The organism is Streptomyces sp. NPDC028910 (assembly GCF_055564955.1).
Genome location: NZ_JBVHVF010000010.1, coordinates 196585 through 213759, shown reverse-complemented (window position 1 = coordinate 213759; position 17175 = coordinate 196585). Strand labels below are relative to the sequence as shown.

The 17175-nt window shown below is 72.8% G+C and carries 15 protein-coding genes; 8 read left to right on the top strand and 7 right to left on the bottom strand.

All coding sequences use genetic code 11. From position 1 onward, the window contains the following. Window positions 1-453 precede the first annotated feature (453 nt). Together ACZ4TV_RS15800 and ptsP are read left to right on the top strand one after the other, a co-directional pair. Window positions 454-903 (top strand): PTS sugar transporter subunit IIA, encoded by a 450-nt coding sequence (locus tag ACZ4TV_RS15800; protein WP_468134852.1) that lies wholly within the window; start codon window positions 454-456, stop codon window positions 901-903. Window positions 904-977: 74 nt separating this feature from the next. Beyond that, window positions 978-2648: a phosphoenolpyruvate--protein phosphotransferase gene (ptsP, locus tag ACZ4TV_RS15795; RefSeq protein WP_468134850.1), complete on the top strand. Its 1671-nt coding sequence runs from the start codon at window positions 978-980 to the stop codon at window positions 2646-2648. Window positions 2649-2706: 58 nt separating this feature from the next. On the opposite strand, the gene ACZ4TV_RS15790 is transcribed toward ptsP, so the two are convergent. Then, window positions 2707-3627: a hypothetical protein gene (locus tag ACZ4TV_RS15790; RefSeq protein WP_468134848.1), complete on the bottom strand. Its 921-nt coding sequence runs from the start codon at window positions 3625-3627 to the stop codon at window positions 2707-2709. A gap of 74 nt (window positions 3628-3701) precedes the next feature. Beyond that, complete coding sequence (locus ACZ4TV_RS15785; protein WP_468134846.1) at window positions 3702-5678, bottom strand: acetoacetate--CoA ligase; 1977 nt, start codon at window positions 5676-5678, stop codon at window positions 3702-3704. Between the two features lie 241 nt (window positions 5679-5919). Between ACZ4TV_RS15785 and ACZ4TV_RS15780 the strand changes: the two genes are divergently transcribed. Beyond that, window positions 5920-8271 (top strand): glycoside hydrolase family 31 protein, encoded by a 2352-nt coding sequence (locus tag ACZ4TV_RS15780; protein ID WP_468134844.1) that lies wholly within the window; start codon window positions 5920-5922, stop codon window positions 8269-8271. A gap of 132 nt (window positions 8272-8403) precedes the next feature. Here ACZ4TV_RS15780 and ACZ4TV_RS15775 read toward each other — a convergent pair whose 3' ends face one another. Further along, complete coding sequence (locus ACZ4TV_RS15775) at window positions 8404-8913, bottom strand: NUDIX domain-containing protein (RefSeq protein WP_468134842.1); 510 nt, start codon at window positions 8911-8913, stop codon at window positions 8404-8406. 29 nt (window positions 8914-8942) lie between these two features. Between ACZ4TV_RS15775 and ACZ4TV_RS15770 the strand changes: the two genes are divergently transcribed. The 4 genes from ACZ4TV_RS15770 to ACZ4TV_RS15755 all read left to right on the top strand — a co-directional run bounded on the left by ACZ4TV_RS15770 (window position 8943) and on the right by ACZ4TV_RS15755 (window position 11680). Beyond that, window positions 8943-9623, top strand: a complete 681-nt coding sequence (locus tag ACZ4TV_RS15770) for a M15 family metallopeptidase (RefSeq protein ID WP_468134840.1) — start codon at window positions 8943-8945, stop codon at window positions 9621-9623. 13 nt (window positions 9624-9636) lie between these two features. Beyond that, on the top strand, window positions 9637-9975 hold the full coding sequence (locus ACZ4TV_RS15765; RefSeq protein ID WP_468134838.1) for an Mpo1-like protein: 339 nt from the start codon (window positions 9637-9639) through the stop codon (window positions 9973-9975). Between the two features lie 62 nt (window positions 9976-10037). Next, entirely contained in the window at window positions 10038-10493 is a 456-nt protein-coding gene (locus ACZ4TV_RS15760; RefSeq protein WP_468134836.1) for a Zn-ribbon domain-containing OB-fold protein, read from the top strand. After that, on the top strand, window positions 10490-11680 hold the full coding sequence (locus tag ACZ4TV_RS15755) for a lipid-transfer protein (RefSeq protein ID WP_468134834.1): 1191 nt from the start codon (window positions 10490-10492) through the stop codon (window positions 11678-11680). The genes ACZ4TV_RS15760 and ACZ4TV_RS15755 overlap by 4 nt, the downstream gene beginning before the upstream one ends. 200 nt (window positions 11681-11880) lie before the next feature. Here ACZ4TV_RS15755 and ACZ4TV_RS15750 read toward each other — a convergent pair whose 3' ends face one another. The 4 genes from ACZ4TV_RS15750 to ACZ4TV_RS15735 form a co-directional block, all read right to left on the bottom strand. Then, window positions 11881-12513 (bottom strand): GTP-binding protein, encoded by a 633-nt coding sequence (locus ACZ4TV_RS15750; protein WP_468134832.1) that lies wholly within the window; start codon window positions 12511-12513, stop codon window positions 11881-11883. After that, window positions 12494-12901, bottom strand: a complete 408-nt coding sequence (locus tag ACZ4TV_RS15745) for a DUF742 domain-containing protein (RefSeq protein WP_468134866.1) — start codon at window positions 12899-12901, stop codon at window positions 12494-12496. The genes ACZ4TV_RS15750 and ACZ4TV_RS15745 overlap by 20 nt, the downstream gene beginning before the upstream one ends. A gap of 67 nt (window positions 12902-12968) precedes the next feature. Continuing rightward, window positions 12969-13406 carry a roadblock/LC7 domain-containing protein gene (locus ACZ4TV_RS15740; RefSeq protein WP_030016314.1) on the bottom strand — a complete coding sequence of 146 codons (438 nt, stop codon included), beginning with the start codon at window positions 13404-13406 and terminating at the stop codon, window positions 12969-12971. Beyond that, entirely contained in the window at window positions 13403-16237 is a 2835-nt protein-coding gene (locus ACZ4TV_RS15735) for a sensor histidine kinase (protein ID WP_468134830.1), read from the bottom strand. The genes ACZ4TV_RS15740 and ACZ4TV_RS15735 overlap by 4 nt, the downstream gene beginning before the upstream one ends. Window positions 16238-16639: 402 nt before the next feature. Here ACZ4TV_RS15735 and ACZ4TV_RS15730 point away from each other — a divergent pair, with 402 nt between their 5' ends. Continuing rightward, a complete protein-coding gene (locus ACZ4TV_RS15730; protein WP_468134828.1) occupies window positions 16640-17140 on the top strand; it encodes a hypothetical protein in 501 nt (166 codons plus the stop codon). The last annotated feature ends 35 nt before the right edge of the window (window positions 17141-17175 follow it).

Genomic DNA, 17175 nt, shown 5'->3' with positions numbered 1-17175 from the left:
TCCGACTCTATCAGACTCTTTCGTGTCCGACTTCCTCGGCGCTTTCCAGGTTTCCGCTTTCGCGTTTCCCTTTCCGGCGATTCCGACTCTATCAGCAACTTTCCGTCTGCCTGACCACTCACCGCATTACCGAAAAGGCCATACGGAAGAAGGGTTGGGATCAAGATCGATACTCAAGAGGGAGGTCCCGTCCATCGGCCGTTCGCGAGAAGTTCACACGATGCGTCCTGGCGGGAGTCACGACAGTACAACGCCGGGGGTGCCCAAGCAAATCGATTCAGCGTATGGTCTAGTCCACCGGTCTAGTCCACTAGTCTCCGTGCCGAAGGGCCAGCCCGGATCGGCACCAACATCGGGCGAACCCGAACATCTTGTGACTTATCCTTCTGACGAGTACGCCGTTCGCGACAGATAGTGACGGCGACACGAAGAGCTCCATCCCTGGGAGGCCCCATGACCAGCGTGACGTCCCCACTCGCCGGGCGCGCCATCGGACTCGCGGCAGTGCCCGATCCGGTGTTCTCCGGCGCGATGGTGGGACCCGGCACCGCTATCGACCCCGTGCGCGAGCCCTCGGAGGCGGTGTCCCCCGTCGATGGTGTGGTCGTCTCCCTGCACCCGCACGCGTATGTAGTCGTCGACGGCGAGGGCCACGGCGTACTCACGCACCTCGGGATCGACACGGTCCAGCTCAATGGCGAGGGCTTCGAGCTGCTCGTGAACAAGGGCGACACCGTGACCCGCGGCCAGGCCGTCATCCGCTGGAACCCCGCTGCGGTCGAGGTCGCCGGCAAGTCTCCGATCTGCCCCGTCGTGGCGCTCGAGGCGACGGCCGAGTCCCTCTCCGACCTCGTCGAGTCGGGCGATGTGAAGGCCGACGACGCGCTCTTCAGCTGGCAGTGACGCTTCCGCCCGCAGGGGCGAGTGGGACATCCATCGCGGCGGCTCGGCCCGCCGCTCAATCGGAGACGGGTGAAATGGAGACAACGCTGCGAGGCGTCGGCGTGAGCCACGGTGTGGCGATCGGCGAGGTGCGGCACATGGGTACGGCGGTTCTGGAGCCGCCGGCCAGGCAGATCACCGCGGACGAGGCGGAGCGCGAGCAGGGGCGCGCCCGTCAGGCCGTGAGTGCCGTGGCGGCCGATCTGATCGCGCGTGGCCAGCTGGCCGGCGGCGAGGCCCAGCACGTGCTCGAGGCCCAGGCGATGATCGCCGAGGACCCCGAGCTGATGGCGGACGTCGACCGGCGGATCGCGGTCGGCAGCACCGCCGAGCGTGGGGTGTACGACGCGTTCGCCGCCTACCGGGACCTGCTCGCGGGAGCCGGGGAGTACATGGCCGGCCGGGTGGCCGACCTGGACGACGTGCGCAACCGCATCGTCGCGCGGCTGCTCGGCGTGCCGATGCCCGGTGTGCCCGACAGCGACGAGCCGTACGTCCTGATCGCGCGGGACCTGGCCCCCGCCGACACGGCTCTGCTCGACCCGGCGCTCGTCCTCGGTTTCGTGACCGAGGAGGGCGGGCCGACCAGCCACAGCGCGATCCTCGCGCGGGCGCTGGGCGTGCCGGCGATCGTGGCGCTGCCGGGTGCCGGTGAGATCGCCGAGGGCACCCTGATCGCCGTGGACGGCAGCACGGGCGACCTGTTCGTCGAGCCCTCGCCGGAGAAGCGGGCCGAGCTGGCGGCCGCGGCCGCCGAGCGCAAGGCGGCTCTGGCCGCCTCGTCCGGCCCGGGTGCGACCTCCGACGGTCACAAGGTGCCGCTGCTGGCCAACATCGGCGGTCCCGCGGACGTGCCGGCGGCCGTCGAGGCGGGGGCCGAGGGTGTGGGTCTGTTCCGCACCGAGTTCCTGTTCCTGGACGACAGCAAGAAGGCGCCGTCCGAGGAGAAGCAGATCGAGTCCTACCGCAAGGTGCTCGAAGCCTTTCCCGAGGGTCGTGTCGTCGTGCGCGTGCTCGACGCCGGCGCCGACAAGCCGCTGGACTTCCTGACTCCGGCCGATGAGCCGAACCCGGCGCTGGGCGTCCGCGGGCTGCGCTCGCTCCTGGACCACCCGGACGTGCTGCGCACGCAGCTGACCGCGCTGGCGAAGGCGGCCGAGGGCCTGCCGGTCTACCTGGAGGTCATGGCCCCGATGGTGGCGGACCGGACGGACGCCCGGGCCTTCGCCGAGGCCTGCCGGGAGGCCGGGCTGCGGGCGAAGTTCGGAGCGATGGTGGAGATCCCCTCCGCCGCGCTGCGGGCACGTTCGATCCTGCAGGAGGTCGAGTTCCTGTCGCTGGGGACGAACGACCTCGCGCAGTACGCCTTCGCCGCCGACCGGCAGGTGGGCGCGGTCTCGCGGCTGCAGGACCCGTGGCAGCCCGCGCTGCTCGACCTCATCGCCATGTCGGCGGACGCCGCCAGGGCCGAGGGCAAGAGCTGCGGCGTCTGCGGTGAGGCTGCTTCCGATCCGCTGCTGGCCTGTGTGCTGGCGGGTCTGGGTGTCACCTCCCTGTCGATGGGTGCCGCTTCGATTCCTTACGTGCGGGCGACGCTCGCCAAGTACACGCTGGCCCAGTGCGAGCGCGCCGCGGCGGCCGCTCGTGCGGCGGACAGCGCGGAAGAGGCGCGCTTGGCCGCCCAGGCGGTGCTCTCCGGCGAGTAGCCGGGGGTGTGGTGTGGATCGAGGGGCCTTCGCCGGTGGCGAGGGCCCCTCGGTCTTTTCAGTGGTGCGGGCCCGGTGCGTCGACCTCGTACCCGGGGCAGTATTCGACGCCCGGTTCGGGGGCTACGGGGTCTCCGGTGTCGGCGTCGGTGCAGTAGGCGTTGAAGACGGCCGCGGCCGAGAGTGCGGTGAGGCGGCCGCGGTCCAGGCGCCAGCCGTGGACCCGGTCCCGGTGGCCCTCGGTGGTGCTGCGCACCACCAGTCCCCCGGGTCCGCCGAGGGCGAGGCCCGCGGCCAGGACCGTCACGAAGTCGAGGCGGTCGCGGCCCTCGATGCGGGGCGGGGTGTCCGGGTCGTCGGTGGAGTCGGCGTGAAGGACGGTGACGAGCTGCTGCGTCTCGGTCGGGATGCTGCAGACGAAGTGGTGGTGGCCCGGGCCGGCGCCGGCCACGAGCCGTTCGAGCGCGTCGGCGGCTCGGTCGAAGGAGGCCTGGCCGATGTCCTCGCCGCAGTCCGCGCAGTGGCCGACTTCGGCGAGGAGGCTGGTGGCGTACTCCCAGGTGGCCTGGCGGACGGCCTCGTCGACGAGGAGCGGGAGAAGCTCGTCGACGGGTTGGCCGGTGTAGGGCAGGACGGCGCCGCTGCCGGCCAGCTCCGCGGTGAAGCGGCTTCGCGTTTCGGCCGTGTCCGGGTCGAGGTCGTTCTCCCCGCAGTACTCGGCGTACTCCTCTGGATCGAAGAGGGCGACGGTGGTGTGGATGCCCTGGGCCGCGAGGGACCGGAGCAGGCCTTCGACGTGGCGGAGGTAGTCGGCGTAGTCGGCGTGGTGGTCGAAGGTGAAGCTGCGGTAGCCGCACATGGCCGCGAAGTCCCCGGCGTCGGCCAGCAGGCCGACGGTGCTGGGGACTTCGCGGCGCAGGATGCGGCGCCTGTCGGTGGTGCGGGTGCGGTGCGTACCGGTGTCGTTCTTGCGTGGCATGGCTGGCTCCCCCTGAGTGCTGCGATCACTTACTCACTCAGAGTAGTCGCGGCCACTGACAGTGACCGTAGGCCTCAGCCGCGGGTGCGGGCCAGCTCCTCGTAGAAGTGGAGGAGGTCGAGGTTGTCGACGGAGCCGGGGTTGACCGCCTTGGCCAGGGGGGCGCCCTGGAGGAGTCGCTTGACCGGGACCTCGATGCGCTTGCCGGTGAGGGTGTGCGGGATGCCCGGGACCTCGATGATCTCGTCGGGGACGTGCCGCGGGGAGAGTTCCTCGCGGATCGTCGCCTTGATCCGGGCGCGCAGGTCGTCGTCGAGGGTGGCGCCGGGGGCGAGGTGGACGAAGAGCGGCATCCAGTAGCCGCCGTTCGGCTCCTCCAGGCCGATGACCAGGGACTCCTTGATCTCGGGGAGGCGTTCGACGGCCTCGTAGATGTCGGCGGAGCCCATCCGGACGCCCTGGCGGTTGAGCGTCGAGTCGGAGCGGCCGTGGATGATCACCGAGCCGTGGTCGGTGATCGTGATCCAGTCCCCGTGGCGCCAGACCCCGGGGAACATCTCGAAGTAGCTGTCGCGGTAGCGGCTGCCGTCGGGGTCGTTCCAGAAGTGGATCGGCATGGACGGCATGGGGTTGGTGACGACGAGCTCGCCGACCTCGCCGATGACCGGCTTGCCGGACGGGTCCCAGGACTGGAGGTCCGTACCGAGGCAGGCGGCCTGGAGCTCGCCGATGTGGACCGGGAGGGTGGGGACGGCGCCGGCGAAGCAGCTGCACACGTCGGTGCCGCCGCTGACCGAGGCGATCCAGAGGTCCTCCGCGACCTCCTCATGGAGCCAGCGGAAGCCGTCGGGCGGGAGCGGAGAGCCGGTGGTGGCCACGCACCTCACGGCGGAGAGGTCGAAGTCGCGGGCCGGGTGGACCCCGGCCTTGCGGCAGGCCATGACGTAGGCAGCGGAAGTGCCGTACAGGGTGGCGCCGGTGCGCTCGGCGATGCGCCACTGGGCGCCGGTGTCGGGGTGGCCGGGGCTGCCGTCGTAGAGGACGACGGTCGTACCGGTGAGCAGCCCGGAGATGAGGAAGTTCCACATCATCCAGCCGGTGGAGGTGTACCAGAAGAACCGGTCCTCGGGGCCGAGGTCGCAGTGCAGGCCGAGCTGCTTGAGGTGTTCGAGGAGGATGCCGCCCTGGGACTGGACGATGGCCTTGGGGAGGCCGGTCGTGCCGGAGGAGTAGAGGACCCAGAGGGGGTGGTCGAAGGGGACCGGCTCGAAGACGGGCTCGGTGGCCGCCGCGGTGAGGGCGGACCAGTCGAGGGCGCCCTCGGGGGCGGGCGTGCCGAGGAGGGGGATGTGCACGACGGCGCGCAGGGTGGGCAGCTCGGCGCGGAGCTCGGCGACGGTGTCGCGGCGGTCGTGCTCCTTGCCGCCGTAGCGGTAGCCGTCGACGGTGAACAGGACGACGGGCTCGACCTGCTGGAAGCGGTCGAGGACGCTGCGGGCGCCGAAGTCGGGGGCGCAGGAGGTCCAGACGCCGCCGACGGCGGCGGTGGCGAGGAGGGCGACGGCGGCTTCGGGGATGTTGGGGAGGTAGCCGCTGACGCGGTCGCCGGGGCGTACGCCGAGGGCGCGCAGTTCGGCGGCGAGCGACCCGACCTGGCGGCGGAGCTCGGCCCAGGTGACGGGGACGGGCTCGTGGGTCTCGTCCACGTACAGCAGGGCGGGGTCGTCGGCGCGGGCCGGGTCCTCCGCGGCGCGCAGGGCGTGCTCGGCGTAGTTGAGGGTGGCTCCGGTGAACCAGCGTGCGCCGGGCATGGACCGGTCGGCGAGGACGGACTCGTACGGGGTGGTGAACCGGACGTCGAACCACTCGGCGACGGCCTGCCAGAAGGTGTCGAGCTCGTCGACGGACCAGCGGTGCAGGGCGGGGTAGCCACCGTCGGCGGGGGCTGCGAAGCGGATCGAGGCCCAGGCCTGGAAGGCGGTGATCCGGGCCGCGGCGATCCGGTCGGGGCCCGGTGCCCAGAGGGGTTCCGGCTGCGTGGCTGAGGTCATGGATCGGCTCCCGGTCAAGTCTGCGGCTCGCGCTTCGTGTGCGTACGGTGCCATCGCGCGGGGGGTGTGCGCGCGGCGGCTCACAGGGACCATGCCATGTGATCGACCGCTGCACCAGGGCCGTCCTGGCCGGTGGGGATGCGTAGGGAGATCTCGCGGAGATCCGTCGGGGGTGCCGCTGCGGGTGAACGGCAGTTGAACGCCGCCCCTGCGGCCGGGGGCCGGTGGCAGGGTGAGCGGCATGGACGGTCGTGATCTGGTGCGTGCGGTGAAGGACATCGGTACGGAGCGCGGTCGGCGCGCCTGGCTGTCGGCCTGGCGCCACCGGCGCGCGGACGCGGTGGGGCTCCCGCGCCGGGGCGCGGAGCGGGCGCGTGTGCCGGGGCTGCTGACCGGTACGGAGCCCCGGCCGGGCGGGGGTGTGCTGCGGTTCGCGCGCTCGGAGCTGCTGGTACGGGTCATGGCGGGCGGGGCGGTGTTCTGGGGCTGGGACGGGGCAGGACCGGCGCCCTCGTACGCGGTGGTGGGCGGCGGGCCGGAACCGGATCCGCGGGCCGTGCTGGAGCCGGATACCGGGGGCGGCTGGCGGGTGGTGTCGGAGCGGGTGACGGTGGCGGTGTCCCGGCACGGGGCGGTGGAGGTGCGCACCCCGGGCGGGACGGTGCTGCGGCGGGAGGCGCCGCCGCGGTGGTGGGAGCCGGTGGATCCCCGGATGGGCGGGGCACGGTGGCTCCAGCGGAGCGAGGTGCCCGCGGACGCGCGGTTCTTCGGGCTGGGCGGGCGGGCCGCGGGGCCGAGGCTGCGCGACGGTGCGTACCGGTTGTGGAACACGGACCCGAAGGGCGGTTTCGCGCCGGGTGTCGATCCGCTGTACCTCACGATGCCGGTGCAGATGGTGGTCGCGGACGCCGGGACGCACCTGGTGTTCCACGACAACTCCTGGGACGGCCGGGTGGTGCTGCGCGAGGGTGAGGAGGGCGCGGGTTCGGGGGCGGACCGTCCGGGGGCGAGTGAGCTGCGCGTGGAGGGCGGGCCGCTGCGGTGCTGGGTGCTGGTGGGGACGCCGGCGCGGGTGCTGCAGGGCTGGTCGGGGCTGACGGGCGCGGCCGCGGTGCCGCCGGAGTGGGCCCTGGGGTACCAGCACGCGCGGTGGGGGTTCGGGAGCGCGGAGGAGGTGCGGCGGGTGGTCGCGGAGTACGGGTCGCGCGGGCTCGCGCTGTCGGCCGTACATCTGGACATCGACCACTACGACGGGCACCGGGTGTTCACGGTGGACGAGGGGCGGTTCCCCGATCTGCCGGGGCTGGCGCGGGAGTTGCGGCAGCAGGGGGTGCGGCTCGTCTCGATCGTGGATCCGGCGGTGAAGGCGGGCGACGCGGTGCACGCGTCGGGGCTGGCGGTGGGGACGGGGGGCGCCTTCGTGCGGGACGCGCGGGGCCGGGAGGTGCGCGGTGAGGTGTGGCCGGGCGAGTGCGCGTACCCGGACTTCACCGATCCGGCGGTGCGGGAGTGGTGGGGCGGGCTGTACGAGGAGCGGCTCGCGCGGGGTTTCGCCGGTTTCTGGCACGACATGAACGAGCCGGTGTCCTTCACGCCGTTCGGGGATGCCACGCTGCCGCGGTCGGCGCGGCACGCGCTGGACGGGGCGGGGGGTGACCACCGCGAGGGGCACAACGTGTACGCGCTCGGGATGGCGCGGGCGGGGTGGGAGGGGCTGGTGCGGTTGCGGCCCACCGAGCGGCCGTTCCTGTTCTCCCGGTCGGGGTGGGCGGGGATGCAGAGGTACGGGGGCAGTTGGTCGGGGGACGTGGAGACCAGCTGGGAGGGGCTGCGGGCCTCGCTGGCGCTGGTCCTGGGGCTCGGGCTGTGCGGGGTTCCGTACTCGGGCCCGGACGTCGGCGGCTTCGGCGGTTCCCCGTCGCCGGAGTTGTACGTGCGGTGGCTGCAACTGGGGGCGTACCTCCCGCTGTTCCGGACGCACTCGGCGATCTGGGCGGGGCGGCGGGAACCGTGGGAGTTCGGGGCCGAGGCGGAGGAGCAGGCGCGGGCGGTGATGGCGGAGCGGGAGCGGCTGCGGCCGTATTTCGTGACGCTGGCCCATCTGGCGCGGCGGACGGGCGCCCCGTACGTGCGGCCGGTGTGGTGGGGGGCTCCGGAGGACCGGCGGCTGCGGGACTGCGAGGACGCGTTCCTGCTGGGGGATGCGCTGCTGGTCGCCCCGGTGCTGGAGTGCGGGGCGGACCGGCGGGCGGTACGGCTGCCACGGGGCCGGTGGTACGACACCGCGACCGGGGCGGCGTACGAGGGTCCGGGCCAGATCCTGCTGGACGCTCCGCGGGGCCGGATCCCGGTGCTGGCGCGGGCGGGCGCGCTCCTGCCGGTGCGCTCGGCCGCGGGTGACGGGGTGGCGCTGGAGGTTTGGGCGCCGGCGCGGGGGCGTACGGGCGGCGGGGTGGTGATCCGGGATCCGGGGCCGGGCTTCGAGCCGGGGGAGGTCGAGCGGTACACCGTGCGGTGGGTCGGCGACGCGGTGGTGGTGGAGGACGAGGCCGGGGCCGCGGTGGAGGGTGTGGTGGTGCGGGGGCTGGGCTGAGTGGGTACGTTCGGCTGCACGAACGGGGCCCCGCCCCGGACCCCGCGCCTCAAACGCCGGCGCGGCTGAAGATGGGGGCTCTGCCCCCGGGCCCCCGCTCCTCAAACGCCGGAGGGGCTGGGAGGGGCGGCGTCAGCTGTACTTGCCCGCGAACCAGGAGGCGACCGCTCGGGTGTGGAGGGGGAAGGCCAGTTGCTCCGGGGCGCGCAGGATGTGCCAGCCCGTGGTTTCGTCCGTCGGCCGTGAAGCGGGGAGGTCGGCGGCCGGGCGGGGTGGGAGGAGGCCGAAGACGAGGAGGTGGCCTGCGGGGGAGCTCATCGCGTCGGCCAGGGTGACCTGCGAGGAGGGGACCGTGATGCCGGTTTCCTCGCGGAGTTCGCGGACGGCCGCGTCGCGCCAGTCCTCGCCGAAGTCGATGAAGCCGCCGGGGAGGGCGATGCCGCCGAGGGCCGGTTCGATGGTGCGGGTGATCACCACGAGGCCGGTGCCGTCCGCGTCCTCGACGGGCAGGAGGGTGACGGCCACCGGCAGCGGGTTGCGGTAGGCCGTCGCTCCACAGGCGGCGCAGGTGCGGGGCCACGTATGAGTGGAGTATGGCGTTCCGCAGGTGGAGCAGTGCGAGTCCTTCAGCTGTGCCGGCATCCGGCGATGGTATGCCAAGGGGTATGCGGATGACGGCTGTTGTGGGTCTGCTCGCGGTGCTGGCCGGCGGGGCGGCGGCTCCGCCCGGGTTCGTGGTCCTGCGCGAGGTGGATCCCAGCATCGGGCAGGACATGCGGTACGCCGGTGCGCGGAACTTCACCGGCGGGGTGGTGGACGGGTACGAGGAGCCGCAGTGCCTGCTGGCCCGGCCCGCCGCCGAGGCGTTGCGGCGGGCGCAGCGGCAGCTGCTGCGGCGCGGCTATTCGCTGCGGGTGTACGACTGCTACCGGCCGCAGCGGGCGGTCGACCGGTTCGTGCGGTGGGCGCGGGAGGAGGACGGGCCCGAGGACCGGGAGGCGAAGGCGGAGTTCTATCCGCACGTGGAGCGCGGTCGGCTCATTCCCGACGGGTACATCGCGGAGAGGTCCGGGCACAGCCGTGGGAGCACGGTCGACGTGACCCTGGAGGAACTCCCGGGCCGGGAAGTCGACATGGGGACCGCCTTCGACTTCTTCGATCCGCTCTCGCACACCGATGATCCGCGGGTCGTGGGAGCCGCCCGCGCCAACCGGCAGTTGCTGAAGCGGGTGCTGGCCGGGCAGGGGTTCGTGAATCTTCCCGAGGAGTGGTGGCACTTCACCTACAAACCCGAGGCGTATCCCGATTTCTACTTCGACTTCCCCGTCGCTGTCGCCTCCGTCCGGCCGTGAGTACCGTGCCCGCATGACTTTCAGCTCGTACGAGGAATTCTGGCCGTACTACGTCGCGATGCACTCCCGCGCCGCCACCCGCTGGGTCCACCTCACCGGCACCCTCACCGGTCTGGCCGTGGCCGCCTACGGCCTGGCGCGCGGGCGCAAGCGCTACCTCGCCGCGCTTCCCCTCATCGGGTACGGGACCGCCTGGCCCGCCCACTTCGTGATCGAGGGGAACAATCCGGCCACCTTCGGCAATCCGGGGTGGTCGCTGCGCGGGGACGCCCAGATGATCCGGATGATGCTGGCCGGACGGGACGCGGAGCTGGGCGAGATCGCCAGGAAGTGGCTCGCCGAGAACGGGTGACCCGGCCGCCCGCCCGTGACAGACTTCTGACGAACCGTCAGTTCTTTGGCATGGGAGGGGTCTTGGCACACACACGTACGCCCGTGGTGAGCGGGTGGTTCACCGGCGGGGCGTCGGTCGGCGGCTTCCGGCTGCTCGGCACCCGGTGCTCGGCCTGCACCGCGGTGTTCTTCCCGCGCGAGGACGCGTACTGCCGCAATCCGCACTGTCCCGGCGGTGGCGAGCTCGCCGAGGTGCCGCTGTCCCCGCGCGGCCGGGTCTGGTCCTACACCGACGGGCGCTACCGGCCGCCCGCGCCGTACGTGTCCGACCCGGCCGCGCCCTGGGAGCCGTACACGCTGGTCGCGGTGGAGCTGGAGGCCGAGGGGATGGTCGTGCTGGGGCAGGCGGCGCCGGGGGTGGGGATCGCCGATCTGGCGGTCGGGATGGAGGTCGAGGTGGTGGGCGGCGTGCTGAACGAGGACGCCGGGACCGTCTGGACCACCTGGCAGTTCAAGCCGGTGGGAGGGGCGCGGTGAGCGCCGACATCGCCGTCCTCGGGGCCGGGATGCATCCCTGGGGCAAGTGGGGCCGCAGCTTCGTCGAGTACGGGCGGGTCGCCGCGCGGGCGGCGCTGGCCGACGCCGGGCTGGACTGGACGGACGTGCGGTCGATCGTCGGGGCCGACACGGTGCGCTCCGGATACCCGGGCTACGTGGCCGGCGCCACCTTCGCCCGGGCCCTCGGCTGGCAGGGCGCACGGGTGACCAGCGTGTACGCGGCCTGCGCGTCCGGGGCCCAGGCGATCGGGGCGGCCCGCGCGCAGATCCTGGCGGGCCTGGCCGACGTGGTCCTCGTGGTCGGCGCGGACGCGGCGCCCAAGGGGTTCTTCGCACCGGCCGGAGGCGACCGGCCGGACGATCCGGACTGGCTGCGCTTCCGCGTGCTGGGCGCCACCAACCCGGCGTACTTCGCGCTGTACGCCCGTCGCCGGATGGCCCTCCACGGGGACACCCCGGAGGACTTCGCGCAGGTCAAAGTGAAGAACGCGGCGGCCGGGGTGCTCAATCCGTACGCCCGCTACCGCAAGGGCGTCAGCGCCGAGGAGGTCGCGGCTTCGGCCGTCGTCGCCGATCCGCTGCGGCTGCTCGACATCTGCGCCACCTCTGACGGGGGCGCGGCGCTGGTGCTGAGCAGCATGGACTTCGCGCGCTCGCGCGGGGTCGCCGATCCGGTGCGGATCCGGGCCGTGTCGACGGTGACGCCCACCTATCCGCGGACGGTGCTGGACCTGCCGGACATCGCCACCGACTCGGCGGTGGCCGTGGAGCCGGCGGCCGGCTCCTTCCGGTCATCGATCGCGCGCGCCGCCTACGAGGAGGCGGGGATCGGCCCGGACGACCTCTCGCTCGCCGAGGTGTACGACCTCTCCACCGCCCTCGAACTGGAGTGGTACGAGGACATCGGCCTGTGCGGGGAGGGCGAGGGGGCCAAGCTCGTACGCGAGGGGGCGACCGCCCTCGGCGGACGGATCCCGGTCAACGCCAGCGGCGGGCTGGCCTCCTTCGGGGAGGCGGTCCCGGCGCAGGCCATCGCGCAGGTGTGCGAGCTGACGTGGCAGTTGCGCGGTACGGCCGGGGACCGGCAGGTGCCCGGTGCGCGGGTCGGGATCACCGCCAATCAGGGGCTGTTCGGGCACGGGTCGGCCGTCGTCGCCGTGCGCTGAACAGCTCCTGCTGTCGGAACGCTTGACGGCCTCCGGCGGCAGGTTCACACTCGCTCCACAGTCCCCCGCCGCGACCGGGACCCCTCATCCCCCCGTGAGAGCTGCGGCCCGTACCCCAGTCGGCGGGGGTACGGGCCGCCTCCATGTCGGGCCCGGCTCCCATGTCAGACCCGGCTCCCGTCTCAGACCCGGCTCCCCTCTCAGGCCCCGGCCTCCGCCGTGAGGCTCAGGCGCCGGGCGCGCGCCAGGGACATCGCGTGCTCCACGACCCCGACCAGCACGTCCTTCACGGATTCCCGGTCCCGTGCGTCGCACAGCAGCACGGGCACCTCGGGATCGAGGTCGAGTGCCGTGCGTACGGTCACCACGGGGTGCCGGTCCGCGCCGTCGAAGCAGTTGACCGCGACCACGAACGGGATCGCGCGCCGCTCGAAGTAGTCGATGGCGGCGAAACAGTCCGCGAGGCGGCGGGTGTCCGCGAGGACGACGGCGCCGAGCGAGCCCTGGGCCAGCTCGTCCCACAGGAACCAGAAGCGGTCCTGTCCGGGCGTGCCGAACAGGTACAGCACCAGGTCCTCGCGGAGCGTGATGCGCCCGAAGTCCATGGCCACGGTCGTGGTGTTCTTGCCCTCCACTCCCCCGGTGTCGTCGACACCGACGCCCGGCTCGGAGAGCCGTTCCTCGGTCCGGAGCGGTCTGATCTCGCTCACCGCACTGACCAGGGTGGTTTTGCCCACCCCGAAGCCGCCCGCGACCAGGATCTTCAAGGTCAGCGGTTCGACCGGCGACACCGCGTGCATGGCACCGGTGCGGCTAAAGCGCCCGAAGGCCATCGATCACCTCACGCAGAATGGATTCATCGGGCAGTTCGGCCGGTGGCACCGGCCGGGTCACATGGACCAGTTCCTCGTCGACCAGGTCGCCGATGAGGACGCGGACGACCCCGACCGCGAGGTCGAGATCGGCCGCGAGTTCGGCGACCGACTGCGGTCGGCCCCGGCACAGCCCGAGGATGTGGGCGTGTTCCGGGGAGAGGGTCATGTCCCAGACCGGATCGTCGGCCGCCGGTTCGGCGACGACGAGCGCGATCAGGTCGAGGCGGTGCTGACCCGCGTGGCTGGTCCGGCCGCGGGTCATGGCGTACGGGCGGACGACGGGGCCCGCGTCGTCGTCGAACCAGTGCGCGTGGTCGGGCGCGGGGTCGAAGGGGTCGGGGGGCATGCCGGCGGACGTGCCGGCGGACGTGTCGGCGGGGTGGTCCTGGCCTGAATCGCTCATGCCGTACGACTCACCCTCCGGCTGGCAGCCCGGTGCGTGGGGCGGTCGCCAGGTGGTCGCCCACTCGCTTGACCATCAACGTCATCTCGTACGCGACCTGTCCGACGTCGGAGTCGGCATCGGCCAGTACGGCCAGGCAGCTGCCGTCGCCCGCGGCCATGACGAAGAGGAAGGCCTCGTCGAGCTCGACCACGGTCTGGCGGACCCGGCCGGAGTCGAAGTGGCGGCCGACACCCTTGGCCAGGCTGTGGAAGCCGGAGGCCACGGCCGCCAGGTGCTCGCTGTCCTCGCGGGTCAGGTCCTTGGAGCTGCCGGTGGGCAGGCCGTCGCCGGAGAGGACCACCGCCTTGCGGATGGATCCGACCCGGTCGACGAGCTCGTCGAGGAGCCAGTTGAGCGGGCCGGAGCCGCGGCCCCTGGTGTCGTTGCCGGTCTGCGGTGCGGTCATCGACCGTCCCCTTCGTTCTCGTATCCGCGACCGCCGGCGGCGGATGTGCCTGCCTCGGTCTCGGACTGCTGCGGTGCGTGCTGGTTGCGGCCCGCCGTCCAGCCACGCTGGAGTGCGGACATGCGCGTACGTACGTCTTCCGCGTCCCGGTCGGCCACCTGGTCAGCGGTGGCTTGGGCGGGGGCGGCGGACGGGGCGTTCTTGAGCTGGGGCGCCAGGCTGGCCTGACGGACCCGGCGGGGCAGCCCGCCGGTACCCGGGCCGGTTGCGGCGGCGTCCGTGTCACCGGATCCGGCCGTGGAGGCGGGGGCGGGCTGCGGGACCACGGAGACCGGGCGGGGTTCCACTCGGCGGCCGTGCTCGGCGACCAGGGTCGGGGTGGGTCGGCGGCGCGGCAGCGGTACGGCTCCCGGGGAGCGGGGGCCGTCGGGGCGCGAGCTCCCCACGCGCTGGGTGTCCACGCGCTGGGACTCCGGGCGCTGGGTCTCCAAGCGCTGCGTCTCCAGCCGGACGGGGCCGGTGGGCGCGAGGGACTCGCGGTCGCGGTCGCTCGTGCGGGCGCCGCTGAGCTCCGCGTGCCGGTCGGTGTGCGGCCGGTCCGCGGGACGCAGGCCCAGCAGGGCGCTGCGCGGGGTGCCGTTGGGCGGGGTCTCGTCGTCGAGCGTCGCCATGGCCGGGCGGCCCGGGGCGCCGGCCCGGCCCGTGATCGCGGTGGCGGCGTCCAGGACGGCGGGGTCTTCGAGGGCGTCCAGCGCGTGCAGGCCGTCCAGGCCGCGGCCGACGAGCGGAGCCTCCAGCTCGACCGGGCCGCGCAGGTCGGCGGCGGCCAGCGGGCGGCCGGACGCGGCACGCTCCACGGCGGCGGCCGCGGGCCGCTCGGAGGGCCCCCTGCCGACCTGGCCGGGCTTCGCGGGCCGTCCGGGCCTGGCGGCCCGGGGGCCGTCCAGCCGGACGCCCGTGCCGTCGGTCTCGGGGGCCTCGGTGAGCAGGGCCACCGGGAGGAAGACGACCGCGGTGGTGCCCCCGTACGGGCTGGGCTGGAGGACGACCTTGACGCTGTGACGCTGCGCGAGGCGGCTGACGACGAACAGGCCGAGGCGGTCGGTGTCGGAGAGTTCGAACTCGGGGGTCTCGGCGAGCCGGAGGTTCGCGTCGAGCAGGGCCTCCGGGGTCATGCCGAGGCCGCGGTCGTGGATCTCCAGGGTGAAACCGTTCGCCACGCGCTCGCCGTGCACCTGGACCGCGGTGTGCGGCGGCGAGAACACGGTGGCGTTCTCCAGGAGTTCGGCGATGAGGTGGGTGATGTCGGCGACGGCGGGGCCGACGATGCCGAGGCGGGTGAGCCGGCGCACCTCGATGCGTTCGTAGTCCTCGACCTCGGCGACGGCGGCCCGTACGACGTCCATCAGCTGGACGGGCTTGCGCCACTGGCGGGAGGGCGCGGCGCCGGAGAGGATCACCAGACCCTCGGCGTGGCGGCGCATGCGGGTGGTCATGTGGTCGAGGCGGAAGAGGTCGGCCAGCTCCTCGGTGTCCTCGGTACGGCGTTCCATGGTGTCGAGGAGGGTCAGCTGGCGGTGCAGCAGCACCTGGTTGCGGCGGGCCAGGTTGACGAACACCTCGGAGACACCGCGGCGCAGGTCGGCCTGCTTGACGGCGGCCTCGACGGCGGCGCGCTGGAGGGTGTTGAGGGCCTGGCCGACCTGGCCGACCTCGTCCTTCTCGTACTCGAGGTGGGGTGCCTCGGTCTCCACGTCCACCTGTTCTCCGGCGGCGAGGCGGCGCATCACGCTCGGCAGCCGGACGCCGGAGGCCTCGTGGGCCTCCTTGCGCAGCCGGGACAGGTCGCGGACCAGGTCGCGGCCGATGCGGACGGAGAGGATCAGGGACACGATCAGGGCGATGAAGCCGAGGATGCCGGCGGCGGCGGCCTGGATCATGACGTCCATGGCGACGGGCTCGATGCGCTGCTGGTAGCGGTCGCCGGCGTCGGTGTTCATGGCCGCCAGGTCCTCCAGGACCTTGGCCGCGGCCTCGTCCCACTGGGCGGCGGTGACGCTGCGCGGCTTGTTGACCGCGCCGCCGGCGATGAACCGCTCCTCGGCGTCGCGCAGGGGCTTGGTCCCGGGGTCCTTCCAGTACTGCTCGAAGCGCTCCCGGTCGTCGGCGGGCAGGGTCACGAGGTTGAACTCGTAGAGCAGCGTGCGGTTGGCGGCGAAGTCGGAGACGTGGCGGACGTCGGACGCGGTGACGTTGCGCGCGGCGAGGGCGGAGGCGACGACGGCGTCCTCGCGGGAGAGCAGCTCGCGGGCACGGCTGATGCCGACGAGGGCGCGGCCCTCCTTGTCGACCTCCACGTTGTCCAGGCCGTGGAGGTTCATGAGGAAGTCGTAGCAGGGGTCGACGAGCCGGTTGTAGAGCTCCAGGGCCTGGCTGGGGTCGAGGGCGTTCTGGTCGACGGAGCGGCGCATGGAGCCGATGCCGTGGAAGGCGCTGACGATCGAGCGCAGGCGCTGGGCACTCTGACCGCTGAGCTGCTCGATGACCTTGGGGTCGCGGGCGCTCACGCTGATCTGCTCGACGGCCTGGTCGGTCTCGGCGCGGCTCTTGGCGAGTTCGGCGGTGGCGGCGGCGGCCCGGGGGTCGCCGAGGACGACGAGGGTCTGGCGCCGTTCCTTCTGGATGACGCGGACGACGTCCTCGACGGGGTAGCCGACCTTGTCGATGACGTAGGCCACGTCGAAGAGCTGGACGGCCTGACGGCCGGTGATGACCGTGGCGAAGCCCCAGAGGGCGGTCAGGGAGACGAGCGGCACAAGGAGCAACGCCACGATCTTCCGGCGGATGGATTTCCCGCGAAAGCGCATGGCCTCCCCAGCCTCCCCCAGGTCAACCCCGTTACCGGGGGTCGGTGTTCCGTCATTTAAACGGCGTGAGCCTACTACTGCTGTGGGGCAGGTTCGAAGGCGTGTCCGGACGTTTTCGGCCTGACCCCTGGACGAAGATCACCAGTTGTCCGATACTTCCGGTCAAGAGCGGCCCGATATGTGGCAGATGACACTTGGTGGGGCGTCAGTTCCCGCACCCTGATGGATGGCTGGAATTATTCGTTCCGCGATCGTTCGGTGCCGGAGAAGGTATCCGCGATTCGGGAATCTCCCGACGCCGCCGAACGTCTTCTGTTCGAGGGGGCACGTCGGGGTAGACGTGGTGGGTAGACGTGGTGGGTAGACATGACCGACGGCATGACGGACCGCGCGGTGGGGAGGGAGCGGACCATGAGCGGATACGAGGGCGGCGGCGCGGGTGCGGAGGCCCGTGCCGGTGGCCGGGCGGCGGGGCGGGGGCTGTGGGTGGAGGAGCCGGCCCGCCGGCGCCGGATGCCGGACCCGGTGCGGACGTCCGCGGTGCGGGCGGTGTTGATCGTGTCCGTGACCCTGACCCAGGCGACGATCACGTTCTTCCTCACGCTGACCGGTTCCTGGCTCGCCTTCCCGATGGCGCTCGGCGCGGTCGCGGGGACGATCGTGGCCACGTGGGGCGTGCTGGACGTGTTGATCACCCGGCAGGCGTGGAACCAGCGGTACGGGGTCCTGTCGGAGCCGAGCAGCACGGCGCGGGCCCGCCGCCGTGAGGCCCGCCAGGCCGCCAGGGCCGCCCGTACGGCGCGCAAGGCCGCCCCGGCCCGAATACCGCGCGAGGACGGCCCCCTCGCGGGGTTCGGCCGCCGCTGACGGAGCCCGGGAGGCGCCCCGGCGCCGGGCGGTGC

Coding starts and splice junctions, on each gene's coding strand:
- ACZ4TV_RS15800 (WP_468134852.1), top strand. CDS start 454: ATGACCAGCGTGACGTCCCCACTCGCCGGGCGCGCCATCGGACTCGCG.
- ptsP (WP_468134850.1), top strand. CDS start 978: ATGGAGACAACGCTGCGAGGCGTCGGCGTGAGCCACGGTGTGGCGATC.
- ACZ4TV_RS15790 (WP_468134848.1), bottom strand. CDS start 3,627: ATGCCACGCAAGAACGACACCGGTACGCACCGCACCCGCACCACCGAC.
- ACZ4TV_RS15785 (WP_468134846.1), bottom strand. CDS start 5,678: ATGACCTCAGCCACGCAGCCGGAACCCCTCTGGGCACCGGGCCCCGAC.
- ACZ4TV_RS15780 (WP_468134844.1), top strand. CDS start 5,920: ATGGACGGTCGTGATCTGGTGCGTGCGGTGAAGGACATCGGTACGGAG.
- ACZ4TV_RS15775 (WP_468134842.1), bottom strand. CDS start 8,913: ATGCCGGCACAGCTGAAGGACTCGCACTGCTCCACCTGCGGAACGCCA.
- ACZ4TV_RS15770 (WP_468134840.1), top strand. CDS start 8,943: ATGACGGCTGTTGTGGGTCTGCTCGCGGTGCTGGCCGGCGGGGCGGCG.
- ACZ4TV_RS15765 (WP_468134838.1), top strand. CDS start 9,637: ATGACTTTCAGCTCGTACGAGGAATTCTGGCCGTACTACGTCGCGATG.
- ACZ4TV_RS15750 (WP_468134832.1), bottom strand. CDS start 12,513: ATGGCCTTCGGGCGCTTTAGCCGCACCGGTGCCATGCACGCGGTGTCG.
- ACZ4TV_RS15745 (WP_468134866.1), bottom strand. CDS start 12,901: ATGCCCCCCGACCCCTTCGACCCCGCGCCCGACCACGCGCACTGGTTC.
- ACZ4TV_RS15740 (WP_030016314.1), bottom strand. CDS start 13,406: ATGACCGCACCGCAGACCGGCAACGACACCAGGGGCCGCGGCTCCGGC.
- ACZ4TV_RS15730 (WP_468134828.1), top strand. CDS start 16,640: ATGACCGACGGCATGACGGACCGCGCGGTGGGGAGGGAGCGGACCATG.